We start from the raw sequence: 19,633 nt of genomic DNA, 5'->3' as shown, positions 1-19,633 counted from the left end.
ACTAAACCCCGATACCTTTCTTCAATACTCGTAACCAACTGTCCATATTTACAGCCTTTGCCCGATTGTCCCAACGTGCCCCGGTGCCCGGTGTGGTAAATTGTACGTTTTCCTCATAGAAACGACGGCGTGCATAAGGTGTATTCCAACTTAAAGACTTACCGTCATTGCTTACGTGTCCCGTACCTCTTAGCGTTCCTTTCCGGAACGGAACATGCGGGGTCATATCCATTAGCATTTGTCCCGCTAGCGCTCTATTAGCTTTATTCATGTTTGCCGTTGATAGTTTTTTGTCAAGCGTGCTTGTATTAACCTTTACATCAAGCCTCATTAATTAATTCAACCTCATAAGAAAATAGGGTATTAGTGAACGGCTCGTAATTATCAACAATTTTATATATTCTGTATGTTTTTCCGTTATGAATGACCCTCGATTTTTCTTTTAATGGTACAAAAGGCTTAGTAAGCCCGTTAAACATGAATAGAACAGCGCTTATACTCTCACTTTCTGTATTTGAGTTTTGAGTATATGTACGTTGAACATCAACGCGACAATGTTCAATACTTACGGCGTCTTTATAGCTTGCTGTATGGTTTCTATCTTGGTCGGTATATTCTTGGTATTCGACGGTGTGTATTAACGTTGGTTTGATTAATCTTAATAGCTGTTTAACATTTTTCATTAATCAACACCACGCCATAAACGCCCCGTAGCGCTTAGATTATCCATAAAACCTAAACACGCTACTGGTCGAGTGTTTCCGCTATTCCCCGAACCGCTATACTTAGACGAGTTACTAATTGTTGTACGTCCTATAGTTAGTGTTTGAGGTGCGTCGTTGATTTCCTCGAGCGTGCTTGTATTCGTGCTATGGAAATATCTTACTTGCTCACGGATAGCGTCTTTTATGCACTCTTTAATAAATTTGTTTTCAGTATCAAAGTCATTATGAAAATAAAAACGACGGGTATAAATGTTAACTAGCTTTTCCGCTTGCGCCACTAATCTCGAAACTTCCTCGAAATTAACGGGCAACTCGTTTGCTAGCTCTTGCATTTCATTATTTGTTAAATATTTCAAGCTTTCGCCTCCTTTAAATCAATAAAGGGGGTTACTCGCCCCCTTTAGAAATTATTCAACGTCCGTTACTTCTTCCGGTTGTTCTGTTTCTTCTTCCGTCGTTTCTTCCGCTGTTTCTTCTTGCGGTTGTTCTTGCGCTAATTCTTCTTCCGTTTTAAAGCCCTCGTTTCTTAGCGCTCTAATAAACGTTTCGTCTGTAACTGTATGAGTTACACCGTCTTTAACTAATTTAATTGGTTTAATTTCTTCCATTGTTTAGCCTCCTTAGATTACGCTTTTTTGTGTACGTAGATACCTTTTTTCTTGTTCTTCAATACGAAAGCGTCGAAACGAACGCGTCCCTCAACTAAGAAACCACTGATCCCCGGTGCGTCTTCATGCACTTTATAAGTTTCCAATTTAACCGGTGATGTTGTATTGCTTGCGTGAGTGATAAAGAACTCTACATTTTCCGGCATTTCAGAATCAGCAACCGGAATAACGGCTAAACCGTCAATGGTACCAACTTGGCCAGTAAGCAACATTTTTTGCCCTAAATCAGACGCTTTAATAAAGCTTTCGTCTTGTTTGATAGCTTTATAGAAATTGTTTGAAACGTATAATACACGTCCTACACGCGGTGCTTTTGCGTTGTTTAATTTTAGTTGTCCTTCTAATACAGAGTCATAAGCGTTTTTCTTTGTAATAGCTTCCGTAGCAACGTTACCAGCGTCCGCGCCGGCTACAATCTTAGCAAAACGGTATTTATCTACTTCCGGAATTACACGTTCACTAATTTGACGCGCGAGGGCTTTACCTACTTCCATTTGTCCGGCTGTATCGTCGATACTCTTACGATCAATAACGAAAGTGAAAGACTTATCTTGCGTTACAGTCATTTCTTGTACTTCATTTTCTAAGTCTGCAGGCGTTCCGTAACGTGATGTCCCTTGTGTTGTATAGTCGTTTAATGCTACTGTATTAACGCTCAATACTTTAACTGTTGATACACCAACAAACTCGTAGTCTTGGTTAACCGCCGGTGTTGATAACGCCTCATTGGTAAAGCGCTCGTCTACTTTTGTTGCGAATTTATCCGCGTAATTAATTGCCATATTTATATATCCTCTTTTCTTTGTTTAGATTTTTATTGATTGTCAAAGCCGTTAAATAATGCTTGTTCTAATTCCGATAACTTAGGCTCGTTGTTAGGGTTTCCTCCGGCGAAACGCGGTGAATTTGATTGCTCGGCCTCGCTAGCGTTAAATAAATAACCATCGCTCTCTTTCAACGCGTCTAACTGTTCCGTTAACCCTGTAAACTCTCCTTTGTCGTCGGCCTTAATACCGTCCATATTTAACAGCGCCTTAACCGCTTTTAAGTTGCGAACATTAGCACTTGTTAGACTTAAATCAATGTAGTTATTAAGCTTGTCGGCTTGTCGTTGATTGTTTAGATCTTCAATTTGTTTCTCGTAGTCCGTTAACTTAGCTTTCATATCTTCCGTGCTTACGTTGTTTTGCTTTAATTGCTCAATTAACGTATTGGCGTTTTTTAAGTCTTCTTCGTACTGTTTGTTCTTTTCTTTTGCCTTGCTTAGTCGCGTTCCGGCGTTTTCTTCATTAGTGATATATAGCTTGTGTTCCGCCATTCCATTAATGATTGTTTCCGCTGTCACCACGTCGAGACCTTTCGACTGTAAATATTCTTTAAAGTCCATGTTTTCTTATCTCCTTTACGCTTTTGTACGAGGTTGCCTCTCGTAAGTAGTTTTGTTGGTATTCTTTAACGTCTACCCCTCCCGAAAAGACGGTATTTTTATGGTTGAATTGGTGCACGCTCTAGGCTGTAGTCGCGTTTTAAGTCATGTTCTTTCACGTATTCCCTCATGCGTGCTTGTTGCTTCCGTAGCAATTTCTTGTAATGGTCGACGCTATCACTCTTTAACGTCTTGGCTAGCTCTAACTTCCCTTTAGTCTTTCGAATGCGCCTTGCTAGCGTGTTACGTTGTTGGTAAATAGCCTCATTCTTTTGTGCTTCTTCTGGTGTAAATTGAGGTTGGTTATTCTCGTTTATGTCCGGGTCAAACGGGAACCATTGATGACGGCAATTAATCCCCCGGTGTCCCGCTGGTGTTCCATATCCAAACTCATAAGCGCTTGGATAACCGCTTGTATTCTGTCCGATTGGCCGAATATCAATTACTTTTCCTTGGCAATACGAACAAGCCTCACGCGCTCGAGGGTGTGAGGATACTAGAACGGTAAATAATTCTTCTTCTTCCATTCGTGCCGTCCGGACTTTGTTATACGTGTTTTGCATTGCTGAACGGGTTACGGTTTCCGCGTATCGTTCAATATTCCAATTACGACCCGCTTTATCCCAAAAATTGGACGGCAAACCTTTTTCGTATACTTCCATTACCGCCTTTTCGATAGCTTGCTCTAGGGTCATATTCCCGTTAACTACCCCACGGCTAGCCCTTGTTAAAACGTCGTCGTAAGCCTTTCGTACAGCGTTGTTACTTATATTTCTGTCGAGTAGTGTTTTCTGTACGTTTTGATGAAAATCGTTGAACGCTGTTTCTTTCACACTCTCAACGCTCTTTAAAGCTAGTTCGTAATTTGGCGTACTAAAAAAGCGGGCGTTTTCGTTTTCCACGTCAACGCTCGCCTCATTTATTTCTTGTTCTAAATTCTTATTAGCTGTTACTATTTCATCTTTTAAATTTCGTCGTACTCGATCTACAAACGCGAATTTTTTTAATTCTGAATTAACGCGCCACTCGATATAATTTTCTTCATTCGTGTTTAATTCGTTTGCTATCTCTTTCATTACGCCGAGTGTTAAGTCGCCGTAAGCTTCCGATATAGCCTTGGTGCGCTTTTCTAATTTGTCGAGTGTAATCATTCAACCGCCCCGTATTCTTCCTCTAAGGCTTGTTTTTCGCGAAATTCAACGCTTGTATAATATTCTTCATCATTGATACGCTTTAACCATTCCTTAGCTTGCTCGTCCGTAAGGTTGAATAATCGTTTAATAGCGTCTTGTTTGCTGATAAACTTGTTTAACGACGCTTTACCTAAAAAGTTAAGTTCCGCGTTCTTGTCGCTAAATACGCCGTCGTCAAAATCAACACCAATCTGTTCGTATGTCGGAATGTTCCCGGTATATAGACCGCTTGCTTTTCCTAGCTCGAAAATTGAGATAATCAACTCTTTTAGAAATTCTTCAATTTCTGTAACGTGTGAGTTTCGCGTGCGGTAAGTATCAGACTTTTCACTTACAACCTCGGTCGCTGTCTTCATGCTCTTTCCGTCAAACGTAAACGTGCCACTTGCTAGCCCCGTTTGCATTTCTAACGTTGCTAAAAACTTATTAATAGCTTCGATATATTGGCCCGTTCTTAGGTCGCTTGTAATATCCTTTTTGCTCATATCGTCGATACCAGCCGGCAAACCAACGAATACGTCCGTTTCATCATCAAAGTAAGTACGAACGTTACCTAATGCGTCTTTCTCACCTCGTAAGAAATGATCACTGACAATAAAACGACGTTTCCCTTGTTTAATCTCCCAACGGAACGCGTCGTATGTTTCGTCTATTTGTTGTAATGTTGGTTTTGCATTATCAACTACCGACAACCCGAGCGGGCTTCTTGGATTGATGTTGTTAAAACCGTAAGGCTTAACGTATGCGAACAGCGGACGAGATAAACCTTTAAGCGTGATAACCTCTTGTAAGTCCGAGTAAGGCTCATAGTCAGTAAGCGCAATTCGTTTACCGATTACGTCTTTGCTGTCCGAGTAGTAAAGCTCATGCGTAATTGTGTAGTCGCCGTTTTTTTGCCACTCATGAAATTCTAGCAAGGTGTAATATAGAGTCTTCTTTCCACTAGCCTCGGTTGATACTGTCGATATAACACATTCGCTAATGTTATTTGTGTTTGACTGTAGCGGAATGAACGTGTCGGCTAAACACCAGCTAAACTCAATCTTGTTGCCGTCAACATAAGGCCGTACAGCTAAACCGCCAGTAGCAAACATAACCTCTAAATACTTAGAGAAATTCTTTTTAAACTTGTTATCATTCAATACTGTTTGAATAAACTTGTTGGCCTTACTGTCCGTTTGCTCTTTCTTGTCCCCGTTTAAGTCGTCTACATAAATTGAACATTGTTCATTAAACACCACTCCGGCAATATATCCCGCCACTACTTTCGCCATATTAAGCGAAATAAAAGGACGCTTCACACGGCGTCCGTTACTGTTCATGTATTCAATAGGTTTATGCTTTCCGGTGTATACTCGAAAATTGTCATTAATACGGTCAATCTCTCGCGGGTCGATAGCAACACGCGGGTGATCTGTAATTTTATTAATGCTTTGTCCTAAAATAATGTCCCTCAACTGTCCGCCCCCTTTCTTAAATAAATAAATTAATCTGTTTAACCAATGCACTCGCTCACCTCCTTTAATGCTCTAGCCCTAGGTCGCGTAGGTTATCCATAACGAAATATTGAAACGCGTCGCAAGTATGATCATTCTCTTTAATAACTTGCGGGTCATCATTCAATAGGCTTCTTTCGTCCCATGCGTATGTTTTATGCTCGTTGATAAAATACTCTAGATTGTTAGGTGTTTTGAGATAATAAAAACGCCCCTCCGCTAACAGCGATTGGACGTATTCAGTCATTACAACCTTTTTCTTTTTATTAACAGCGTGCCAGCGTATATTATAGTCTTCGAAATATTGATTACGAACGGCACCCTCGGCACTATCCATTGTTCTGTTACGTATTGATGTACGTTTAAGTTTGTTACTCATTAACGTTTCAAACTCATATAAATCTTTTGACAACTGACTAGGTGCCTTTTTGTGTACTTTCCCTTTAGGGCTGTAATAGTACGTATCTAATAAATATATTCTCGGCTTTTGTTCGCCGAGTTTATGCGTCAACAAGAAACATAATGATGTAGTCGCACTTTGTTGGTGCCCCGTATCGCTTGCGAAATATAAATATATTGGTCGCTCATCTTTCGGTACAGCGTCTACACCTTTCATTAAATCAATGTTATAAACGTTATTCCCTAAACCGACGGCATGACCTAGATATAAATATCTGTAATAGTCATAGTCGTTCCGTTTGATACGCTCTATCTCGTCTAACATTTGTTCCGTTACGAAACCGAGTGTATCGTCTAGGTAACTAGACTCATGTATTAAATAACTCTCGCTACCTCTTAGGCTTTCCGTCCAAGCGTTTATCCAACTATAGGGGTTACGAGGCGGGTTATAAGACCAAAAGAATTGTACTCGGTCATAATCCGGGTGCTTTTGCCTCATAAACGTTACGTTTGATTGGTCGAATTCTTCCGAGCTTTTAAACTCGCTCGCTTCCTCATACCATACGGCAATAATTCCGCCTACTTTGTTTGACTTTAGTTTTTCGTAATCGTCTTGTCCGTAAAAGTGAAACGTACTATTGGTTTCTTTGTGTATGATCTTGTACGGACTTTTACGAGGCTCGAACTTGTCAGCTAGTCCGAACTTATCTAAAGCCCATTTAATTTGTTGATAGACGCTGTCGTATAACGTGTTCGCTACTTTCCGGATAACAACTATTTCTACCCGTTGCCCTTTTTGTATTGCTTGCGCCATCTTAAACACTAATAACAATGCAATTACGGAAGACTTAAACGAGTTACGTCCGCCTTTTAACACAATGTACGGCTTTTGTGTGTGCCATACCTTGTAGTACGTCGGGTTTATATTTTTACTCGCTTGGAATGTCGTTGATAATGATAATTTCGCCATTTTCCAACCCCCCCGACTCTAGCGCTTGTTTGTTCTTCATCTTCATAGCTTTGATACGTTCTTTTTGTTCCGCTATGTCGTGTTTGTCTTTCTCGGTAGTCGCTAGCTTAATTACGTTTTCCGTTGCTCGCTGGTTTCCTTTCGAGGCTTGCTCAACTGTTGCGTAAGCAATTAAATTCTCGTATGTTAACTCTAAGCCTACCGACTCTAACTTTTTAATGTCTTTAGGGTTTGTAACGTCCATAGCTAGAATAGTTTTTATTGCTTTTTTTAAGTCCGCTTTTTTTCTTCTTGCTTTTCCGCTAGCTATTCCGCCTTTTCGTGCAAGTATCTTCCGTTCTTCCACGGTTAACGTATTAGTCGGTTTTAAGTTTTTCGTGCCTGCTCTTATACTTTTTTCTGTCAAGTCTTCACGTCCTTTTTGCCCCTTTCTAGGTTGTTTCGTTCTTGTGTTCTAATTCGTATAGTTTCGCCGTCTCTCTAGCTGTAGACCTAGCGAATGACTCTAATAATATTGTTGCTTTCCCTATTGGTAAGTCTGTTTTGTAACATTCAAACCCTTTTTTTAATTCGCCTTTATCATTAACGACTATTGCGCCAGCTTTTTTATTAACCAACCATAAAAAATCACTTTCATTTTTTACCTCGTTAAACAATTCTTCTGGCATTACAATATAATTTTTGTGCCCGTGGAATGATAAGCGGTTATCACTGTATAGGTCTTGTTTACTCGTTTTGATTTCATAGCAAGTTATTACGCCTTTTGAGTCTACCGTCATATAGTCCACATATTCCACGTGCGGTGTTATGTATTCTTTTGTGAAAGTCCCGCCGATTTTAACCTCTTTACAGCCGTAAGTCCCTAGTATGTTTGTATGTTTGAATAATAAATACTCTATATGCTTTGTTAGTTCTGTTTTCATTTCCTTTTACCTCTTTTCTATATAACAAAAAAGACGCCTTTTCAGACGTCTAAACAATATTTTTTAGCTATACTCTATTGCGACGTATAGCTCGTTCTATTACTACATAGGGAGTTGAACCCTAACAAGAATACTAGAGTCATTTAACTAGGTTTTAGGGCACTAGCTAGGCGCCTTTATTCAACCTTATCAAACAACCCGTAAACGTAACCTTGCCCCTCTCCGCCGGTGTAGTACGCTGTACAGTTTTGTTTCTCTAACCCCGAAAAAGTTGAAACGGCCTTATCTATCTTTTATATTCCGCGCTACCATTTCCGGATAGATAGCACGCCGAGGAAATATGTATACGTATCAGTCGTTCCGAAACTAGGCCTGTTAGCTAAAAGTCTTACAAACGCTCGGCAGAAATGGAACGACTGGGCACTAATAAATTAGCGCTGACTTTTTTGAGTTTAGTATCTAGCATAAAGATACCGCCTAGTGTGTTTAAAGACTTATTGTTTTCTTTATTAAAACCCTCCCGCGATAGGATAACGAGAGGGAAAATATGGAGTACCAACCATGAATAACAAAAATGTTGGGAGGTGCGCCGTTTAATACGGCTATCACTCGTAACGGGCTTGAACCGCTGTTTCTCGCTTGAAATAAATACAGTAGAAATACACAAACTAAAGGATTAAAATCATCAGGCTTTTTGATTAGCGAGCGTGTTACGTTACACTACCGAGTGTTACAGGGGTGTTACCCCCCTTTATAGAAAAAGAAATAAAGAAAATAGCTTTCCGCCAACTCTCTACAATACCAATATATATTAAAAGTTAGTGGAAAACTACAGTCTTTTTTCTAAAGTTATAGCGTGTTTGCTAGTCCTAATCTGTTTGCAAAAATTTCTAAAGTCTTATAGCGAATGTTATACGCTTGACTGGTAGACCAACCTACACGTTTTGCCACGTCTTCCCACGTTTCAATACCGCCGTTTTTGAAATACTTTTCAACGATCAACGTTTTAAATTGCGGGTTGATGATGTAGATCATGTCTAAAGTGTATTCAATAGCTTCTAACACTTTTTCGAGGAAAACAAGCCTATCGTCTGATAGATTTTTGATAACCATATTTTCGACTGTTTTCGCTCGTATGTTGCTCTTACCGCCTCCAACGTTTTCGTCGATTTCTTTTACTGTTAGTTCCGCTTTTCTTAATAGTATTTTCTTGTTGTACGTGTGATAGTCTTTAAATAACTTTTCAAAATATGCTAGTTCTGACTTGTCCATTTATTCCCCCCCCGCTTACGATAAACAAGATAGTTTTTCAACGTCTTTTATCATTTGTAAAATTTCGTCTTCCGTTTCTTTTACGTATAGTTCGCCGTTTTCAAACCCTTTTCCTTGTATCCATGTTTTAACCTTTCCATCTTCTGATACAATCGTTTCAATGCAAGCGATATTATCAATATTTACTGTATAACTGTTGCTTTTTCTCATTCCGTTTCTTAATTTAATAAATTTCATTGTTTTACCCCTTTTCGTTATAGGCGTCATATACTTTAATTATTTCCAATAACGCCCCTTACCTATAGCCTTTATGAAAAAATTTTCTTCTAGTCCTATGATATTGTCCGCTTGCTGTAACCCGCTCTCTACTTTATAAGTTTCCGCTATATCTATTTCTCGGCCGTTCTGGTCTATGGCCGTTACTTTCCCGCTTTTCGTAGCTGTTACTATTACATATTCTATATATTCTAGGTCTTCTCTGTATCTCGCGTCCTTTTTCTTATACACTATCTTGCTAATGTATCTATATACGCGGTTAGTGTAGTTTTCGTGGTCTTTTGATTGCTCGCGCTCTAGCTTCAACATTCTTTCTATCTGTCTCTTAGTCTCTAAGACTGTTACGCTACTAGTTAGGCCACTTATTGTTAAGCTAGTGTACTCTCCTTTAAGCCCGCCATATAGCTCTCTCATGGATAAGATACAGCTAGTATCGTATATTTCTAGTTTAGTGCCTTCTTCTGTGTTTAATTCAATCATTCTCTTTCACACTCCCGGTCTTTGTATCCGTGTAACGTGATTAGTAGTAGTGTTTTCGGTGTTAAAATTGGTGTATTCATTGTTTATTACGCCTTTCCATTTCATCTAACCTATCGTTCATTCTTTTTATAACTTTCTTCCAATGTTTCATATATAGATCCTCTGAAAATAATTTTTTGCCGTTTTGTGCTTTTCTTTCTTCTTCCGCTTGTTGTATGCAACGAATTTTACCGCGGGGGTCTTTTAAGTCCGTGTCCATGTTATAACTCCTTTCCTATATCTCCCGTTAGGTTTCAATTCGTATAACGTATGTTATGTGATCCTATTTGTATTTCGGTAGTATTTGCATAAGGGTTACGCTCAATACTAAATAGAAGCTTTTTCTTTTGTTTCTCGTAACGCTCGGCAATTTCTTTTACCTCGTCCGGCGTTCGTTTAATTAGCTCGATTGAACTTTTATTTTTCTCTAGCCGTCTAGCTATACAACTGTTGCCGTCGGGCTGTACTATCTCGATACTATCCTCCCACATAATTATGAAAGCGTCGCCCGATTTTAAATAAATTGTGTCTTTTGTCATTGTTAGTAACCCCCGTTGATAACTCTCTCTATTTCTCGGTCGTCCGTGTAGCATTGAAAGCTTCTCATTCTTTGCCCACTTTTCTCGAACTTTTTAATAACGTCTTCCACCGGCTCGAATACTGTTATATTTGTGTTTACGTAGCTCATTTTGCCCTCTTTATTCCACGTTACACCTCTATAACAAACGATTGTTTTTAGCCCGCCTGTTTCACCTTGTATACGGTCAATATTTGTCGCGTCTATCTTTACGTATCGTGTTCCGTACGCGTCCGTTTGTAATGTTAAGGTCATGTTTTCTACCACTCACATTCCTCACAATCCACGAATAGTTCTTTAATTTCGTCACCGAATAGATCAATGGCACGTTGGGCGTCTTCTTCGTTTTTGAAACAGCCGAATGTTGAAAAAGAATTCGACTCAAACGCCAATTCTGTTAAAAAACTATTTTCCATATAACGAATATTCCATTTTTTATCTTCATTATTCCAATCAGGCTTCCATCTATCATTACACTCATCTCTGAACGATCTGAATCGTGTTAGTAAGTTTCTTCTCTTTGCTTCCGTTTCAGCTTCTTTTTTAGTTCTGAAGATATGCCCTTGATTGAATGCACCATCAACCCATGCAAAATTACCCCACTTTCCACATTCAACGTTTCCGAAATGGTCAACAAACCAAATTTGGTCTCCTTCTTCAAACACGCGCTCCGCGTATTCTAATGTTTCAATCTTCTTATCTAATTCTGCTCTTTGTTTTTTAAGATTTTTTAACAATTCCATAACGTCTCCTCCTAGTCAATGTATAGCTTTTTAATTCTGTCGCCGAATTTCTCGATAGCTTTTTCACAATCTTTTTTATTTTTAAAATATCCAAACTCGGAAAAATTAGCTAACGACCAATTGGCACAGGCCTCAAAAACGCCCCTTTGAAACCCGATAAAACATTTAATTTGATTAAAGTTCGACCAATCCGGGAACCAGCCGTTGTTACACTCGTCGCGGAATTGGTTAACCTCATACAACAGCTCTCGTCTGTCGCGCTCTTTTTCCGCGTCTTTAACTGTCTTAAACGTATTGTTTTGATTAATAGCCTTTTGCCACGTTAAATTATTAACAGTTGGTACCAATTCGTGAATAATTCCGTCGCAACCTAAATAGTAACGGCCGTTTGTATCAATCGTTCTCAATGTTTTTAAAATATCTTTCTTGTAAGCTAGCTTGTCTTCAAGTCCCATAATTTCGAGTTCTAGCCCTCTTTGTGTTTGTACGTTACTCATTTTTCATCACTCCTTATTTGTTAAATAACCCGTTTAAAAACGTAATGTTAGGCGTTAGAAACGGTTTAAAAATATAAAACACGCCAGATACTAACGTTAAAGTGATTAGCAACGCTGTAATGAAATTTCTTGTTTTTTCTCTCGTTAAATCCTCTACATTGTCCCAAAATAAGAAAGCTAAAGCGTCAACGGCAATAATTGCTAAAACTGAATTATTGATAACGCTATTTAACACGGTTTCGTTAACCAATACAGGGTATAGCTCACTCGCTTTTTGCGTCGTAATTTGTAACAACTCGGCAATTTTGCTAATTAATTCGTTATTCATTTCTTTTCATTCTCCTTTTGTAGCTTGTATAGCTTTTCTAGTTCCTTTTTACGCCACTTACTAGATCGAGCGTCTTTTAAAAGCGGGTGTCTTGCGTCCATTTTTCTAAATAGCTCTATTGAACGTGTAAGGTCTTCTATTTCCGTTTCAATGTCTAATGCTCTAGCGTGAATATTAGTTTTTAAACAAAGCGAAAAATGTTTGTTACACACGTAACACTCTTTATACGTACATTCGTTTTTAAGGTCGTCTAAAGTTAAGAAACTTTCAATATTTAACCACTGTTTACAGTAAGGACAAGTTACCTTAGTCATTATTTCCATATACTCACCTCTAAAGTCGTTGTTTTCTTTGTTGGTACATCAAGTCTTTTCTATGGTGCATATACATTTTTAATTCTGTATGTCCGAGGTTTATCATGGTTTTAAGAGTATTAATAATTAGCTGATCCCAAACCTCGTCCGCTTGACCTTTCCATACCTTATCAAACGTATAGTTTGATACTCTCAACAATTCACGGGCTTTACGTTCGCCGTATTCGTCTATAATGTCTTGTAACGCGTCTTTAGCAACCTCGGCGCTTCTTAAATATTCAACGTCCGGCAATTTTTCCTCTTGTCTGAATTTGATAATTTCACAATCATATTTAAGCGAGTCGGCAACGGCTTGCGCTTCTTGCTTGTTAGGAAAAATCATTGCGTTAAAATCAAATTTATTTAAAACCACTAACTTTTTAGGGTGTTTCTTGTCTAAATAACCCGCTTGCGCTTCATAATTGTTAGTCCCGGAATAAAATAAATTCCCAACTTTTATTAAATAGTTACTCATTCTTTGTAATCCACTCTCCTATTAGCCGTAATGTACTTTCGTTGTTTCTTTCGACAATGTACGTGTTTTCTAGCTTTTTAACGATTTTAAAATGGCATTTCCCAACGGTTATTGTTGTTTTCAAGATTTCCTAACTCCTCATGTAATTTATAAACACTTTCAACATATTTCACGGCGTTTTCATAGAATTTTCCTGATGTTTGACTATCTTTATACGCTTTTTCAATCAGTTCCTCGCCCGTTCCTGTGAAGCAACCAACAGAGTACAGTTTATTTGAGTGTGTATATGTGAATGTTCTTCCGCTAGTCCAATTATTTTTCAAAGTCAAATAATCTATGTTGCTTTTAACAACAGCGTTTTTTGTGATTTTTGCATTTTCAATCTCAACACCGCCTGTTATAACAGCGTTATCATATACTTTGCTATTAATTACTCTCGCGCCATCAACAATAACGAAATCAGTACATGATGAATCTGAAATTGATGAGTCATTTTTAATTACAGCATTCCCGTAAATTTCTGAACGACCTCTGATACGTGAATCTCCTAACACTTTAGCATTACCACGAATAATTGAGTTGTCGCAAATATAAGCGTCCTCTGATATGTGAGCATTCCCCTTAACTGTAGCGCTATAACCAACTACCGCACAATCATCAATGATTGCATGTTCAAACACATTCGCCGTACTGTGTACCTCTGTATCTCCTCGAACAATTGCTTCTCCATACACTTTAGCTTCATCACGAATTGTTGCGTCCTCAGATACTACTGCATTTTGCCAAACACAAGCCTCATCATGAATCCAACAATCGCCACTTTGAGATAAATTCCATTGTCCTTGAATGTAGCCACCTTTATCGCCTTTTCTAACGCCATAAAAATCTTTTAACGCTTCAATTCTGTAAAGCGTATCGCCGTGTGGACTTCTTCTTGTTTCATCTTTCAACAACTTATATTTATTTTGCATTTCTTTTTTCTCCTTTTCCTGTTTAGCTTCTTTAAATCTGAAATTTGTTGTAAACAATAAATTGCCGTTTGGAAGTTCTTCCATCGTTGTCGGATAACTCTCTATGACAACGTTTATAGGCGTATATCCTAACTCTTCCGCAAGCTTCTTATAAGCGTTGTCTCGTTGTTGCGTTAGGGCTTCATGTACGCTTTTACTCAAAACGCTAAAATCGTTATTGATTTCAATTTGACCGCTTTTGAAATCAGGGACTTTTATCTTATCCCCAATATCCACATTGATTAAATTATCAAATCTCTTTTTATTGGTTTTAGAATGGTAAATCATCATCATTCACACTAAACACGTCGCCATTGCTCGTAAACGGGTCGGAATTTCCAAAATTCCCCATAGAATTTTGATTATTATTCACTCCTAGTCTATTTGTACCCCCGTCATTCAAAACGTCGTTATTCGCTGTTTTTGCACTTTCTAGGAATGTAAATCTTTCTGCTAGTACCTCGGTAACATAAACACGTTGTCCTTGTCCGTTATCGTAGTTACGTGTTTGAATACGTCCCTCAACCCCAATTAACGAACCTTTATTAGTGTAATTAGCTAGGTTTTCCGCCGATTTCCGCCACATTACACAATTAATAAAGTCGGTTTCTTTTTCGTTATTTTGATTTCTAAAAGGTCGGTCAACCGCTAACGTAAACGACGCGAAAGCCGTCCCGTTGCTTGTATAGCGCAAGTCTACAGCTCGCGTAAGTCTTCCGGTTACTACTACATTATTGATCATTGCTAAATACTCCCTTTCTTGTTAGCTCTACTTTTTTATAATCGTCGCTAGTCAACGCTTTTAATTTATTAATACGTTTCATAGCCTCGTGGTATTCCGCTTCTAGCGGTTTAATATATTCGTTTAATTCGTGTTTGTTACTTGCTAGGAAATAGCCTTTATGTCTTCCGCAACGTGTCGCAACGATTGGCACGCCTTTACGACACATATCACTAACCGTCTTCATAACACGTCGTCTATCAATTTTAAATTTGTGTGCTAGTAACTTACTTGTAACGGCGTTTTCCACGCCGTAGTTTAAATGTTCTAAGAAAATTCGCTCTAATACTGTTAAATTGCCCAAACTGTAACCTCCGTTCTTGCGCTCTCGCTATATTTCTTTCTTGCTGTTAGTTCGATTATTTGTTTATCGTCTACAAACAATAGTCCGTTTAACCCGTCTAAAACGGCTTTAACATAGTTGTCAATGTCCGGTTTAATGACCGGTAGCAATTATCCGTTTAACGCTTGCGCTTTCTTCTTCTTAGTCCAACTAGCCGGAATTGACTTGTATATTGTTATGTCGATTTTTAAAGCCGTTGTTATGCACGGGATATTATTTTCACGCGCTACACTCTTAATTAACCGCTCGTATTCTTTCGTTTTAGCTGGTGTGTATACGTGTCCGTATTGTGTAAACCGGGGGGCGGGCTTTTGCCACACATTCCCCGTGAATTGTGAAGTTGTATCTATCTTGCATTCTTACCTCTTTATCTATTGTTAGCTGTCCAATGAACCATAGGAACTTTAGTATTTGTATTTGTATTGTTACCAAACCTTAAACCGTTCGCTTTTAAATAGCTGTAATCGTCGTTCCAACGTTCTTGGTTAAACCATGTTCCGCCTTGTGCAACGTATTCCGGTTGAGTTTTGTTAACCTCTAAATAGTTTTTATACTCAATAATTCCTTTTTTTATAATTAAAGGATCAATACCCTTTTTTATTGCTTTCTTATATGCTTTTAGTGCGTCGTTTTTTCTTTCTTTTCTAGGGTACATTTTCCACAAAGCTTCAAATTGTTCATTTATTATTTTGTCTTTTTCAGAATTGGATATATTAATTAATTTACTTTCCTTTTCTTTACTATCCTTTTCTTTACTTTCCTTTTCTTTACTTTGTGTACCTTCGCTATCATTTACTACTGTTGAGTGAGATTTCTGTTTACAGAAACTCTCTTTATCTGTACTTTCCGTTTGCGGTAACTCGTTTGAACTGTCATTTAATAGGTTGTAAGTCGCGTTTAATGTCGTTTTAACTCGGCGCTCACACGCTTTTAAATAACGTTCTTGTATTCCGATAGACGTCAATATTTTGTTTTCTTCTTTTTGTTTTTTGTCTAAAAATTCAACCTCTATCATTTTTTCTATCACGTCCTTAACGTAGCTATCCTCTAATTTCAATTCGTCCGCTATGATAAAAATTAAGTCATCATCATAGGTTGCAAAATATCCATTATCACGGTAAACCGTAGTAAGTATGCTCATTACCACGGCTACTGCTTGCGCCCCGTAGGCTCTTATAATCTTCTTAATTTTGAGGTCTGATAAAAAATTAACGTCTAGCGGGAAATAGTCGAGCCCGTCTTTGCGTGGTCGTGCCATTTCCTCCCGTCCTTTCTAGTCTAATAATTCTTTTAAGAACTCAAACGGATTGTTTTGGTATTCTTCAACCAATTTCATACGATCGATTTCTTCCCCGTCTAAAGTAGTAACTTTAATATCACACTCGATCACTACCGGGATATATTTTTTACCTTCTCCCGTGAGCATTTCCGCGGTTTTGTTCGCACGTTCTAAAGCCTTTTCTGTAAATTCCGCGTCATTATCTCTAACCGCAACATGTTTAGCGCATTTTACAGCGTCGCAAGAATTGATTTTAATTCTTAATTCGTCTTTAAATTCAATGTCTTGTACTAAATAACCGTCCTTTTTATTCATAATTGCTAAAATGTATTCTTTACTCATTGTTTAATACTCCTTTTTGTATATAAATTGTTCTTCTAGTATTTCTTTACCAATTCCGAACTCTTTCACTTGTTGAGGTGTGAGTTTGATTGGAATTATTTTGTATTTCTCACAAAACGCCTCTAGGCCTATTGTGTGTTGTTCTATATGGTAGTCGCGCCGTAAACACATAAAGCGGTGTTTTGAATGGTCTATCTTGTTTCTATTACGTCCCATACCTACCGCCTCAAAGTGGGCCACGTCGCCACGGTCGCCACTTATAAAGCATTTACGGTATTTAAGATATAGAAACAACATTCGAGTGTGCTCGCTACCAACAAAATATTTTTGATGTCTAAACGGCACCTCATTTTTGAAACACCACTCTAAAATAAACTCTATAAATTCGCCCGCGTCGTATTGGCTTATAGCATTAAATGCAAGGCTTAAATTTTCGAGGTCGGGCCGTTTCTCGGTTGTAAATTCGCCTTTTAGAAAATCTTTTACGATTTCCGGCGGGTAGCCCGTATACTCGGATATGTCGTTAAACAAGCCGTATATATAGCCTCTTTGGTCTCTTGTAATTCCGCGAGGATCTAATATGGTTATATTTGCTTGATATAAGCCCGTGTCTGTGTTTTTGAGATAAGTTGGTAGTTTTATATCAATGTCCGCCTCGAACGTTAAAACGCCCGCTTTTTTGCTTTTTAGTGTTGCGTTAAAGTCCATTGACTACTCAACGCTTTCAATTTGAATATTGTTATCTGATAAGAATTGTTTTAATAACTCTTTTTCTCTCTCGCTTAACCATAATTTAAGCGTCCATAACTCTTGTCTTTCAGCTTCATTTGTCGTCCATGTTCCGGCGTCCATTGTAGGCGCTAGTTGTGGTACGATTTCATCAATAATAGTTTCGCGGGCCTCTTTATCTTGTTGCGCTTGTTCTTCTTGCTGTTTGCGTCGTTCTTCTTCCGCTTTCTCGCGTTCTTTCTGTTGCTCTTCCGCCTTGTCAACGGCTTTCAGTACGTCGTTTAATTCTTGATTACCAAGTAGAGGGATAAACGCCTCGTAAGGCTGTCCGGCTTTCTTGCAATATTTAATTAGCGTTTGTCGTTCTTCTTCCTCTTTCGCGTATGCTTCCTCTAGTCTGATAATTTCCTTTTCTACAGCCTCGAAAATGCTCTTTTTAGTTTGTTTACGAGCAAAAGCCTTAGGATCTAACATTTCATAGGTAACGTCAAAACTTGCTAGACGTTGATATTCAAAAATTGCCTCTTTAATCCATTCGACATAAACACTCTTAATTTTCGCGTCGATATTTTCCTCGGCTTTTTTAAACACGCGTTTAAAATCTAAACAGGCTTTTGTTACGGGCTCAATCTGTTTCATAAACGTTTCAAAAGCTAGCTCGATTGCTTCCGTCATTTCTTTAAATTCTTTCTTAGTTGCCTTTGCCCCGTTTACGCTGTTTTCGTCCGTTGTTACAATTAACACCTCGTCGATATTTTCCGCGTACGCTTGCAAGGTATCTAAAATTAGTTGATAATTAGTTACCTCGTATTCGCCTGCTAAATTTTGCGTGATCTCGAAATTATTTGTAATCTTTGCTAATTCTGTTACCATGTTTTCGTTTTTCCTCCTTTACTTTGCGTTTGCCCTTTTTTGCTTAAATAAATTGCTTTCAACTCTCCTACTAGAACGTTAGGTTTTAAGTCGAATAAATTACCGACGCTATGCTTATTACATACATAGTCAACTATTTGTGCCCTTTCTACTCCTAACGCCTCAATGTTTCGTACATATTTTTCAACGATCTCATGTAATTCTTTTTCCGTTGGTTCTTTTTGTTGTTGCTTTTGCGCTGGTTGTTTCTTAAGCGCGTTTTCTTGCTGTTGTTTGTGTTCGTCGGTGTCCGCGTCCTTGTTATCGTCGATAGCATACAAGCCGTTTAAAGCATATTTACGTGCGTATGATGATGTAGCCCCCGTAATTTGACTTTCGTCCATTCCTTTTTTGTTTTCCGGTTCTCTAGCGAACGCGCTAACTTTTAACTCGTCCGTCCCGTCTGATACTGTCGCGGTTGCTACCACGTAAATACGTCCGCCTACCTCTTTAATTTCGTCCGTGATTGTTAGTAGTAGTCCTTGTTCCGCGTTTAAAGGCTTAACCGCCTCTAAAATATCCTCGGCACTCCTATAATTAAAATTTCCGAAACTGTTATACTGTCCTTTAGGTGCTTTCAGTTTCGTTTGAATAGCTATTAATTTTTCGTGTAATTTCATTTCCTATCTTCCTCCCGCTGTAAATCTCGAGTAGTTTTCTCTTATGAACTCATCAACATCATCAACGAGCACTAAATTTCCGTCTATGTCGAAATATTCGTCCCCAAAATAAATATTGTTTCCGTTCCAATCTTCCCCGAAAATTTCGTCTTCTTCCGGCTCTAAATATTGGCCGTGTAGTTTCGTTTCATATTCATTCATGGTATAATCTCCTTAGGTATTTATTACTTAGTCAACGTGCCCGCGTTGGCTTTTTTATTGTGGATATACATATTTCCCGTCTTTCCATAACTCGACCTCATGAAACTGTTGTTCTTGCGCCCCTATAGCTAAATAACCGATTAGCAACGTTACGGCGGTTGCGAACGCCACTAAACCTAAAAGACTAAAAGATTTTTTTATTAGCACTTTTCTAACATTTCTTTTAATTGCTAGTAACTCGTCTTTACGTTGTTGCTCTAGCTCAACTCTCGTCATGCTGTCCTTTCTCCTTTCCTCAATTTATCTTCTTTCCATAAGCGAGCTACTACCTCTACCGCCTCGGGTTTGTAGATAATACTCTTATTTGTAACTCGATCTCTTAAAGCGACAACCTCGGGTAAGTTTCTTACGTTAGACTTATACCAACTATTTATATTGATTTTTGTCGCCTCACATAGTTCTTTAGTAGTTAGAGGTGTCGTTTGTATTTCTAACCATTTTTTCAATTTTTCCCTATCGTTTCGAAAAGCTTTAAAAAATAATTCCTTAAATTCTGTTTCTTCCATTGTTCCTCCT

At 38.3% G+C, this 19,633-nt stretch carries 31 protein-coding genes and 1 pseudogene; all 32 read right to left on the bottom strand.

Annotated features, from left to right (window positions below):
• Position 1 precedes the first annotated feature (1 nt).
• Positions 2-331, bottom strand: coding sequence for a minor capsid protein (locus ADH99_RS05845; RefSeq protein ID WP_053091362.1), 330 nt, complete (start codon positions 329-331; stop codon positions 2-4).
• Entirely contained in the window at positions 321-683 is a 363-nt protein-coding gene (locus ADH99_RS05840) for a putative minor capsid protein (RefSeq protein ID WP_049555575.1), read from the bottom strand. The genes ADH99_RS05845 and ADH99_RS05840 overlap by 11 nt, the downstream gene beginning before the upstream one ends.
• The gene (locus ADH99_RS05835) at positions 683-1,081 is read right to left on the bottom strand and encodes a hypothetical protein (protein WP_049555576.1); all 399 of its coding nucleotides are present in this window, start codon (positions 1,079-1,081) and stop codon (positions 683-685) included. Before ADH99_RS05835 ends, ADH99_RS05840 begins: the two co-directional genes overlap by 1 nt.
• A gap of 51 nt (positions 1,082-1,132) precedes the next feature.
• The gene (locus ADH99_RS05830; RefSeq protein WP_049555577.1) at positions 1,133-1,333 is read right to left on the bottom strand and encodes a hypothetical protein; all 201 of its coding nucleotides are present in this window, start codon (positions 1,331-1,333) and stop codon (positions 1,133-1,135) included.
• Between the two features lie 17 nt (positions 1,334-1,350).
• The gene (locus ADH99_RS05825; RefSeq protein WP_049555578.1) at positions 1,351-2,175 is read right to left on the bottom strand and encodes a hypothetical protein; all 825 of its coding nucleotides are present in this window, start codon (positions 2,173-2,175) and stop codon (positions 1,351-1,353) included.
• Between the two features lie 32 nt (positions 2,176-2,207).
• Complete coding sequence (locus tag ADH99_RS05820) at positions 2,208-2,780, bottom strand: phage scaffolding protein (protein WP_049555579.1); 573 nt, start codon at positions 2,778-2,780, stop codon at positions 2,208-2,210.
• Between the two features lie 98 nt (positions 2,781-2,878).
• Positions 2,879-3,970: a phage minor capsid protein gene (locus ADH99_RS05815; RefSeq protein WP_049555580.1), complete on the bottom strand. Its 1,092-nt coding sequence runs from the start codon at positions 3,968-3,970 to the stop codon at positions 2,879-2,881.
• Positions 3,967-5,520, bottom strand: a complete 1,554-nt coding sequence (locus ADH99_RS05810; RefSeq protein ID WP_049555581.1) for a phage portal protein — start codon at positions 5,518-5,520, stop codon at positions 3,967-3,969. Before ADH99_RS05810 ends, ADH99_RS05815 begins: the two co-directional genes overlap by 4 nt.
• A 13-nt stretch (positions 5,521-5,533) precedes the next feature.
• Positions 5,534-6,877: a PBSX family phage terminase large subunit gene (locus tag ADH99_RS05805; RefSeq protein ID WP_049555582.1), complete on the bottom strand. Its 1,344-nt coding sequence runs from the start codon at positions 6,875-6,877 to the stop codon at positions 5,534-5,536.
• Positions 6,837-7,283, bottom strand: a complete 447-nt coding sequence (locus ADH99_RS05800; RefSeq protein WP_244266390.1) for a stress-induced protein — start codon at positions 7,281-7,283, stop codon at positions 6,837-6,839. The genes ADH99_RS05805 and ADH99_RS05800 overlap by 41 nt, the downstream gene beginning before the upstream one ends.
• A gap of 25 nt (positions 7,284-7,308) precedes the next feature.
• Complete coding sequence (locus ADH99_RS05795; RefSeq protein WP_049555583.1) at positions 7,309-7,800, bottom strand: hypothetical protein; 492 nt, start codon at positions 7,798-7,800, stop codon at positions 7,309-7,311.
• A gap of 849 nt (positions 7,801-8,649) precedes the next feature.
• A complete protein-coding gene (locus ADH99_RS05790; protein ID WP_049555584.1) occupies positions 8,650-9,072 on the bottom strand; it encodes a hypothetical protein in 423 nt (140 codons plus the stop codon).
• A gap of 15 nt (positions 9,073-9,087) precedes the next feature.
• Positions 9,088-9,309 (bottom strand): hypothetical protein, encoded by a 222-nt coding sequence (locus ADH99_RS05785; RefSeq protein WP_049555585.1) that lies wholly within the window; start codon positions 9,307-9,309, stop codon positions 9,088-9,090.
• Between the two features lie 39 nt (positions 9,310-9,348).
• Positions 9,349-9,828, bottom strand: a complete 480-nt coding sequence (locus ADH99_RS05780) for a hypothetical protein (protein ID WP_049555586.1) — start codon at positions 9,826-9,828, stop codon at positions 9,349-9,351.
• A 76-nt stretch (positions 9,829-9,904) separates the two neighbouring features.
• On the bottom strand, positions 9,905-10,087 hold the full coding sequence (locus tag ADH99_RS05775) for a hypothetical protein (RefSeq protein WP_049555587.1): 183 nt from the start codon (positions 10,085-10,087) through the stop codon (positions 9,905-9,907).
• Between the two features lie 617 nt (positions 10,088-10,704).
• The gene (locus tag ADH99_RS05760) at positions 10,705-11,187 is read right to left on the bottom strand and encodes a hypothetical protein (RefSeq protein WP_049555590.1); all 483 of its coding nucleotides are present in this window, start codon (positions 11,185-11,187) and stop codon (positions 10,705-10,707) included.
• A gap of 11 nt (positions 11,188-11,198) precedes the next feature.
• Entirely contained in the window at positions 11,199-11,684 is a 486-nt protein-coding gene (locus ADH99_RS05755; protein WP_049555591.1) for a hypothetical protein, read from the bottom strand.
• 13 nt (positions 11,685-11,697) lie between these two features.
• Entirely contained in the window at positions 11,698-12,012 is a 315-nt protein-coding gene (locus ADH99_RS05750) for a hypothetical protein (protein WP_049555592.1), read from the bottom strand.
• A complete protein-coding gene (locus ADH99_RS05745; RefSeq protein WP_049555593.1) occupies positions 12,009-12,335 on the bottom strand; it encodes a hypothetical protein in 327 nt (108 codons plus the stop codon). Before ADH99_RS05745 ends, ADH99_RS05750 begins: the two co-directional genes overlap by 4 nt.
• 10 nt (positions 12,336-12,345) lie before the next feature.
• Complete coding sequence (locus ADH99_RS05740; RefSeq protein ID WP_049555594.1) at positions 12,346-12,840, bottom strand: hypothetical protein; 495 nt, start codon at positions 12,838-12,840, stop codon at positions 12,346-12,348.
• A gap of 86 nt (positions 12,841-12,926) precedes the next feature.
• A complete protein-coding gene (locus tag ADH99_RS05735; RefSeq protein ID WP_152903700.1) occupies positions 12,927-14,144 on the bottom strand; it encodes a hypothetical protein in 1,218 nt (405 codons plus the stop codon).
• The gene (ssb, locus tag ADH99_RS05730) at positions 14,122-14,592 is read right to left on the bottom strand and encodes a single-stranded DNA-binding protein (protein WP_049555596.1); all 471 of its coding nucleotides are present in this window, start codon (positions 14,590-14,592) and stop codon (positions 14,122-14,124) included. The genes ADH99_RS05735 and ssb overlap by 23 nt, the downstream gene beginning before the upstream one ends.
• A complete protein-coding gene (locus ADH99_RS05725) occupies positions 14,582-14,935 on the bottom strand; it encodes a hypothetical protein (protein WP_049555597.1) in 354 nt (117 codons plus the stop codon). The genes ssb and ADH99_RS05725 overlap by 11 nt, the downstream gene beginning before the upstream one ends.
• A pseudogene (locus tag ADH99_RS10725) lies at positions 14,923-15,294 on the bottom strand (RusA family crossover junction endodeoxyribonuclease). The gene ADH99_RS05725 and the pseudogene ADH99_RS10725 overlap by 13 nt, the downstream one beginning before the upstream one ends.
• A 47-nt stretch (positions 15,295-15,341) precedes the next feature.
• Positions 15,342-16,232, bottom strand: coding sequence for a DUF4373 domain-containing protein (locus ADH99_RS05715; protein WP_049555598.1), 891 nt, complete (start codon positions 16,230-16,232; stop codon positions 15,342-15,344).
• Between the two features lie 15 nt (positions 16,233-16,247).
• Complete coding sequence (locus ADH99_RS05710; protein WP_049555599.1) at positions 16,248-16,595, bottom strand: hypothetical protein; 348 nt, start codon at positions 16,593-16,595, stop codon at positions 16,248-16,250.
• 3 nt (positions 16,596-16,598) lie between these two features.
• Entirely contained in the window at positions 16,599-17,303 is a 705-nt protein-coding gene (locus tag ADH99_RS05705; RefSeq protein WP_049555600.1) for a putative HNHc nuclease, read from the bottom strand.
• Between the two features lie 3 nt (positions 17,304-17,306).
• Entirely contained in the window at positions 17,307-18,197 is an 891-nt protein-coding gene (locus ADH99_RS05700) for a hypothetical protein (protein ID WP_049555601.1), read from the bottom strand.
• The gene (locus tag ADH99_RS05695; protein WP_053091363.1) at positions 18,191-18,856 is read right to left on the bottom strand and encodes an ERF family protein; all 666 of its coding nucleotides are present in this window, start codon (positions 18,854-18,856) and stop codon (positions 18,191-18,193) included. The genes ADH99_RS05700 and ADH99_RS05695 overlap by 7 nt, the downstream gene beginning before the upstream one ends.
• A 3-nt stretch (positions 18,857-18,859) precedes the next feature.
• On the bottom strand, positions 18,860-19,057 hold the full coding sequence (locus tag ADH99_RS05690) for a hypothetical protein (protein WP_049555602.1): 198 nt from the start codon (positions 19,055-19,057) through the stop codon (positions 18,860-18,862).
• A gap of 54 nt (positions 19,058-19,111) precedes the next feature.
• Positions 19,112-19,333, bottom strand: coding sequence for a hypothetical protein (locus ADH99_RS05685; protein WP_049555603.1), 222 nt, complete (start codon positions 19,331-19,333; stop codon positions 19,112-19,114).
• Complete coding sequence (locus ADH99_RS05680) at positions 19,330-19,623, bottom strand: hypothetical protein (RefSeq protein ID WP_049555604.1); 294 nt, start codon at positions 19,621-19,623, stop codon at positions 19,330-19,332. Before ADH99_RS05680 ends, ADH99_RS05685 begins: the two co-directional genes overlap by 4 nt.
• Positions 19,624-19,633 lie beyond the last annotated feature (10 nt).

Origin of the sequence: Granulicatella sp. 572.rep1_STHE (assembly GCF_001073445.1) — a bacterium.
GTDB classification, from domain to species: Bacteria; Bacillota; Bacilli; order Lactobacillales; family Aerococcaceae; genus Granulicatella; species Granulicatella adiacens.
This window is presented reverse-complemented; position numbering and strand designations above follow the sequence as displayed.

Coding starts and splice junctions, on each gene's coding strand:
- ADH99_RS05845 (WP_053091362.1), bottom strand. CDS start 331: ATGAGGCTTGATGTAAAGGTTAATACAAGCACGCTTGACAAAAAACTA.
- ADH99_RS05840 (WP_049555575.1), bottom strand. CDS start 683: ATGAAAAATGTTAAACAGCTATTAAGATTAATCAAACCAACGTTAATA.
- ADH99_RS05830 (WP_049555577.1), bottom strand. CDS start 1,333: ATGGAAGAAATTAAACCAATTAAATTAGTTAAAGACGGTGTAACTCAT.
- ADH99_RS05825 (WP_049555578.1), bottom strand. CDS start 2,175: ATGGCAATTAATTACGCGGATAAATTCGCAACAAAAGTAGACGAGCGC.
- ADH99_RS05820 (WP_049555579.1), bottom strand. CDS start 2,780: ATGGACTTTAAAGAATATTTACAGTCGAAAGGTCTCGACGTGGTGACA.
- ADH99_RS05815 (WP_049555580.1), bottom strand. CDS start 3,970: ATGATTACACTCGACAAATTAGAAAAGCGCACCAAGGCTATATCGGAA.
- ADH99_RS05805 (WP_049555582.1), bottom strand. CDS start 6,877: ATGGCGAAATTATCATTATCAACGACATTCCAAGCGAGTAAAAATATA.
- ADH99_RS05795 (WP_049555583.1), bottom strand. CDS start 7,800: ATGAAAACAGAACTAACAAAGCATATAGAGTATTTATTATTCAAACAT.
- ADH99_RS05790 (WP_049555584.1), bottom strand. CDS start 9,072: ATGGACAAGTCAGAACTAGCATATTTTGAAAAGTTATTTAAAGACTAT.
- ADH99_RS05785 (WP_049555585.1), bottom strand. CDS start 9,309: ATGAAATTTATTAAATTAAGAAACGGAATGAGAAAAAGCAACAGTTAT.
- ADH99_RS05780 (WP_049555586.1), bottom strand. CDS start 9,828: ATGATTGAATTAAACACAGAAGAAGGCACTAAACTAGAAATATACGAT.
- ADH99_RS05775 (WP_049555587.1), bottom strand. CDS start 10,087: ATGGACACGGACTTAAAAGACCCCCGCGGTAAAATTCGTTGCATACAA.
- ADH99_RS05760 (WP_049555590.1), bottom strand. CDS start 11,187: ATGGAATTGTTAAAAAATCTTAAAAAACAAAGAGCAGAATTAGATAAG.
- ADH99_RS05755 (WP_049555591.1), bottom strand. CDS start 11,684: ATGAGTAACGTACAAACACAAAGAGGGCTAGAACTCGAAATTATGGGA.
- ADH99_RS05750 (WP_049555592.1), bottom strand. CDS start 12,012: ATGAATAACGAATTAATTAGCAAAATTGCCGAGTTGTTACAAATTACG.
- ADH99_RS05745 (WP_049555593.1), bottom strand. CDS start 12,335: ATGGAAATAATGACTAAGGTAACTTGTCCTTACTGTAAACAGTGGTTA.
- ADH99_RS05740 (WP_049555594.1), bottom strand. CDS start 12,840: ATGAGTAACTATTTAATAAAAGTTGGGAATTTATTTTATTCCGGGACT.
- ADH99_RS05735 (WP_152903700.1), bottom strand. CDS start 14,144: ATGATGATGATTTACCATTCTAAAACCAATAAAAAGAGATTTGATAAT.
- ssb (WP_049555596.1), bottom strand. CDS start 14,592: ATGATCAATAATGTAGTAGTAACCGGAAGACTTACGCGAGCTGTAGAC.
- ADH99_RS05715 (WP_049555598.1), bottom strand. CDS start 16,232: ATGGCACGACCACGCAAAGACGGGCTCGACTATTTCCCGCTAGACGTT.
- ADH99_RS05710 (WP_049555599.1), bottom strand. CDS start 16,595: ATGAGTAAAGAATACATTTTAGCAATTATGAATAAAAAGGACGGTTAT.
- ADH99_RS05705 (WP_049555600.1), bottom strand. CDS start 17,303: ATGGACTTTAACGCAACACTAAAAAGCAAAAAAGCGGGCGTTTTAACG.
- ADH99_RS05700 (WP_049555601.1), bottom strand. CDS start 18,197: ATGGTAACAGAATTAGCAAAGATTACAAATAATTTCGAGATCACGCAA.
- ADH99_RS05695 (WP_053091363.1), bottom strand. CDS start 18,856: ATGAAATTACACGAAAAATTAATAGCTATTCAAACGAAACTGAAAGCA.
- ADH99_RS05690 (WP_049555602.1), bottom strand. CDS start 19,057: ATGAATGAATATGAAACGAAACTACACGGCCAATATTTAGAGCCGGAA.
- ADH99_RS05685 (WP_049555603.1), bottom strand. CDS start 19,333: ATGACGAGAGTTGAGCTAGAGCAACAACGTAAAGACGAGTTACTAGCA.
- ADH99_RS05680 (WP_049555604.1), bottom strand. CDS start 19,623: ATGGAAGAAACAGAATTTAAGGAATTATTTTTTAAAGCTTTTCGAAAC.